6 protein-coding genes are annotated in these 3,928 nt (G+C 66.4%); 2 read left to right on the forward strand and 4 right to left on the reverse strand.

Annotation, left to right across the window (positions count from 1 at the left end; translation table 11 throughout):
- Positions 1 to 166: 166 nt before the first annotated feature.
- Positions 167 to 856 (reverse strand): response regulator transcription factor, encoded by a 690-nt coding sequence (locus K789_RS0116560; RefSeq protein WP_024367732.1) that lies wholly within the window; start codon positions 854 to 856, stop codon positions 167 to 169.
- A gap of 149 nt (positions 857 to 1,005) precedes the next feature.
- Here K789_RS0116560 and K789_RS0116565 point away from each other — a divergent pair, with 149 nt between their 5' ends.
- The gene (locus K789_RS0116565; RefSeq protein WP_024367733.1) at positions 1,006 to 1,707 is read left to right on the forward strand and encodes a ferritin-like domain-containing protein; all 702 of its coding nucleotides are present in this window, start codon (positions 1,006 to 1,008) and stop codon (positions 1,705 to 1,707) included.
- 41 nt (positions 1,708 to 1,748) lie between these two features.
- Here K789_RS0116565 and K789_RS0116570 read toward each other — a convergent pair whose 3' ends face one another.
- Positions 1,749 to 2,057 carry an antibiotic biosynthesis monooxygenase family protein gene (locus K789_RS0116570; protein WP_024367734.1) on the reverse strand — a complete coding sequence of 103 codons (309 nt, stop codon included), beginning with the start codon at positions 2,055 to 2,057 and terminating at the stop codon, positions 1,749 to 1,751.
- A gap of 78 nt (positions 2,058 to 2,135) precedes the next feature.
- Positions 2,136 to 2,858, reverse strand: a complete 723-nt coding sequence (locus K789_RS0116575) for a TetR/AcrR family transcriptional regulator C-terminal domain-containing protein (protein WP_024367735.1) — start codon at positions 2,856 to 2,858, stop codon at positions 2,136 to 2,138.
- A 224-nt stretch (positions 2,859 to 3,082) separates the two neighbouring features.
- Here K789_RS0116575 and K789_RS0116580 point away from each other — a divergent pair, with 224 nt between their 5' ends.
- Positions 3,083 to 3,340, forward strand: coding sequence for a hypothetical protein (locus K789_RS0116580; protein ID WP_024367736.1), 258 nt, complete (start codon positions 3,083 to 3,085; stop codon positions 3,338 to 3,340).
- 9 nt (positions 3,341 to 3,349) lie between these two features.
- Here K789_RS0116580 and K789_RS26485 read toward each other — a convergent pair whose 3' ends face one another.
- Positions 3,350 to 3,901 (reverse strand): aldehyde dehydrogenase family protein, encoded by a 552-nt coding sequence (locus K789_RS26485; protein WP_272943976.1) that lies wholly within the window; start codon positions 3,899 to 3,901, stop codon positions 3,350 to 3,352.
- Positions 3,902 to 3,928: the final 27 nt, after the last annotated feature.

A 3,928-nucleotide genomic window follows, 5' to 3' on the forward strand; every position in this document is an offset into this window, starting at 1 on the left:
GCCGCCGCGGCCAGCTGTTCGCGGTCCGCCTGCTGCGCTGCATGAACACCACGGTCCACCCCGATCAGTGCAGCTGCGACCAGCACAAGAACCGACGAAACAGCCACCAGCACAAACGCCAGCAACAGACGCTTCCCGAGTTGTCCGAGGCCCATCCCCGCGCGCATCATGTCCGCTCGTCCCGGTGCAGGCCCAGCCGGTAACCCACGCCGGTCACCGTTTCCACGACTTCTGCGGCTCCGGGTCCGAGCTTGCGTCGGAGGTTCTTGACGTGGGAGTCGATGGTGCGCTCGTAACCGGCATATTCGTAACCCCGGACACGGTTCACCAGCTCGTACCGCGAGTAAACCCGTCCCGGCGATGCCGCCACAGCGTCCAGCAGGTCCCATTCTGTTGGGGTCAGATCCAGCAGGTTCCCATCCAGCCACGCCTTGTGCAGGCCGGGGTCGATTCGCAGCCGGCCGTCACCATAGCTCGCCGCGGCGTCCGCAGCAGGGACGCCTCCGAAGCGATGCAGCACTGCCTGCACCCGCAAGACCAGTTCATGCGGGCTGAAGGGTTTGGTCACATAGTCGTCGGCTCCCAGTTCGAGACCACGGATCCGGTCCTCCGTGCTGCTGCGCGCCGTCAGTACTATCACCGGAAGGCTTCCGAGCCTGTGGATCTCGCGGAGGATGTCGGTGCCGTCGACGTCGGGCAGCCCGAGATCCAGCACCACCAGGTCAGCGGACGGCAGAAGCCGCAATGCTTCGGCGCCCGAGGGAGTGGTCAGGACGGAAAAGCCCGCCCGTTCCAGGTAACGGCGCAGCACTTCACGGATGTCTTTTTCGTCCTCGACGACCAGCACGGTGGGCATAGGGCTAACACTAATGCCAGCTTTTGCGCCGGAAGGCAGGAGGAACGTATCTCCACACAATCTGCACACGGTCGCCAGCAGCACTGCACACGCGGGCGGCATTCTGTGTCTACAAGCTGGTTTTCCGGCAATCGAACAAGGAGCACACCATGCGAAAGAAGACCATGATTGCAGCAGCAATCGCCGGCGGCGCCGTCATTACCGCTCTCGTGGCAGGGCCCGGCGTGGCCGCCGTCGTACAGGGCGGGCAGAACGGCCAGCACCAGCAAAGCGGGCAGGCGCAGACCCCGACCGGCCACGGCCGCGGCGCCGGCGATCAGGCCGGCAGCCCCTCCGGCGGCAAGTTGATGGGCCACGGCAAGGCCGGCGGCCAGGGCGCGGGACGGGGATCGGGTCTGGACTCAGGGAGCAGCGCCACCGGCACCATGACGGATGCGCAGAGGGCAGAACTTGCGTACATGGCCGAAGAGGAACTGGTGGCCCATGACCTGTACACGGCTTTTGCCGGCCTCTACGACGCCCCGGTGTTCAACCGGGTCGCCAACTCAGAGTCCAAGCATCTCGAGGCCGTCCGGAACCTGATGGAAGGTTACGGCGTCACCGATCCGACCGTTGACCACGTCGCGGGCGTGTTCTCGGACGACAGCCTGCAGAAGCTCTACGATGAGCTGCTCGCGCAGGGCCAGGCCAGCCAGGAGGGCGCACTTGCGGCCGGGCGAACCGTCGAGAAGACCGACATCGAGGGCCTGACCGCCGCAGCCGAGAGCGCCACCACGGCACCGGACGCCAAGGCTGTCTTCACCCGCCTCCTGGAGGCGTCACAGCACCACCTCACCGCGTTCGGCGGTTAGGAAGACCCGTCAGAGGGGATGCCCGCCACCGCGGGTGTCCCCTACGGCGTGTCCCCGCCAATACCGGCGGCCTCGTCCAGGGTGCGCGACTCGAAATGCTCCAGCATCTCGCGCATGCCCTCCATGGTCTGCTTGAACATCTCGGACGCCCGCCACTGCTCGGCCTGTTCCAGCGACTCCCACGGGCCGGTGCTGATAAAGCGGTTCCGGACGTCGCGGTCATGCATCAGCACGGCCTTCGCGTGGGGGAAGTCTTCCTGGGTCTTCCGGGCCAGATCCCGCCAGGCCTGCACGAAATCATTCTCTCGGCCGGGGTGTACCAGCCAGATTCCCAGCGTATAAACCGACACGTCGATCGCCTCCAAATTTCTGCACGGGGTTGATAGCCCCGATTATGTTCCCGTGCCACGGGAGGCGGTAGGGCCGATTTACCCGAGGGCCTCCTCCGCGGGCTTCCCCGGGCCGGAGAGGCGGGCCGCCAGGCCGGAGAGGAGGATGTCGATCCCCTGGTCCAGTTCGGCGGCGCCGTCGTAGTCCGCGAGCACGGGGGCCAGGGCACGGAGGCGGGGGAAATCCTTCACGGGGAGCCGGTGCAGGCCCAGCCGGAGAAGGGCCTCGTTCTCGTCCGGGTCCACGACGAATTCCTGGAGTTCGTTGAGAATATGGCCGTACAGGAACCCGTAGTAGGCCCGGTAGACGTGCAGCGCGTCCTCGGCAGCGAACCCGGCGTCGATCAGCAGGGCGAGGATCTGCTCGAGTGGGCGGAGCGTCCCCAGCGGGCGGAGGCCCAGCGGGGTGGACAGCGGCCTGGTGACCAGAAGAGGGACGATATTCGGGTGCCGGAGAGCCAACAGGCGCAGGTCGTGCGCGATCCGGCGGAGCTGGGCCCGCCAGTCGGGGTCGTCCGGAAAGATGGCGAGTTCGTTCAGGACGAGCTCGGACACGCCGTCCAGCAGTGCGGCTCGGTTGGCCGCGTAGCGGTACAGGCTCATCGGGTCCCGGCCCAGCTGCTGCCCGAGCCGACGCATGGTGAGGGCGTCGAGTCCCTCGCGGTCCACGAGCTCGAGCGCGGTCGACAGCACCAGTTCCCGGCTCAGCCTTGCTTTCTCGCCGCGGGCCGGGCTGTTGAGCGGTTCTTTCGGGGCGGTCATGGGCCTCCATCGTGGTCGGGGCGGACAGTCCCACCCCTTCCGTGGAAGACAGGCAAGCTTGCTTATTATGTAGTCTACGCCTAACGTCTACAGTGTAGGCATCACCGGACCGGCCGATATTCGGCGCTGGTCCAACCGACTCGGCGTCCCGTGCGAGACGTTGAAGTTCCAGCTGCTGTAGCCACACGGCGGCACCCATCGCACCTGGCGGAAAAGAACCAAACATGGTGACTTCGCAATTTGACCAATTCCTTCAAGAAGCAACCACCCGCGGGGCCGGTCCCGACGACACCCTCGACGGCGACCCTCTTTACGGCCTCTACATGAGCTGGTGCCACGTCACACAGGCAGCGCCGCGGACCGAGAGGTCCTTCTGGCAGGCCATGAAGAAAAAACAGATCGTCCCGGGCCGCAACGGCCTCCGTATGCAGGGCCACGCGGCGGCCGACTACATCCTGACCAGCCACCTGGGCCTGGTCTGACGGCGGCGCCTACACCTTCCGGTGGATCGACTTGTAGCTCAGGTAGGCGTTGAGGCCCTCGACGCCGTATTCGGTGCCCAGGCCGGAATCGTGCCGGCCGCCGAACGGTGCCGCGTGGTTGGAGGCGAAGAAGTTAATGCCCACCGACCCCGTATCCATCCGGTCGGCCACGGCCAGCGCGGTCTCCGGGTCCCGCCCGAACACCAGCCCGCCCAGGCCGAACTCGGTGTTATTGGCCAGCGCAACGGCCTCCTCGGCACTGCCGCCAGCGTCGTTGTACTTCAGGATGCAAATGACCGGGCCGAAAATCTCCTCACGGGAAATCCGCATGTCCGCAGTGACATCCGCGAACACGGTGGGCTCAACGAAGTACCCGCCTTCCAGCCCGCCGCCCAGTGACGCCGCGCGTCCGCCGGTGGTGGCGCGGGCGCCTTCGGCCAGCCCCGACTCCACGTATTCCAGCACTGTCCGGTACTGGGACTCAGTGGCGCAGGGCCCAAAGACCGTGTCCGGGTCCAGCGGGTCGCCCTGCTTGCCAGCCGCGATGGTGGTGGTGACCATGTCCACCACTTCCTCGTAGCGGCTGGC

The organism is Arthrobacter sp. TB 26 (assembly GCF_000427315.1).
In the GTDB taxonomy this organism is placed as follows: Bacteria; Actinomycetota; Actinomycetes; order Actinomycetales; family Micrococcaceae; genus Arthrobacter.

Bases quoted from the DNA above. Each gene is read 5' to 3' on its own strand.
- K789_RS26485 (WP_272943976.1), bottom strand. From the start codon at position 3,901: ATGGTCACCACCACCATCGCGGCTGGCAAGCAGGGCGACCCGCTGGAC.
- K789_RS0116565 (WP_024367733.1), top strand. From the start codon at position 1,006: ATGCGAAAGAAGACCATGATTGCAGCAGCAATCGCCGGCGGCGCCGTC.
- K789_RS0116580 (WP_024367736.1), top strand. From the start codon at position 3,083: ATGGTGACTTCGCAATTTGACCAATTCCTTCAAGAAGCAACCACCCGC.
- K789_RS0116575 (WP_024367735.1), bottom strand. From the start codon at position 2,858: ATGACCGCCCCGAAAGAACCGCTCAACAGCCCGGCCCGCGGCGAGAAA.
- K789_RS0116560 (WP_024367732.1), bottom strand. From the start codon at position 856: ATGCCCACCGTGCTGGTCGTCGAGGACGAAAAAGACATCCGTGAAGTG.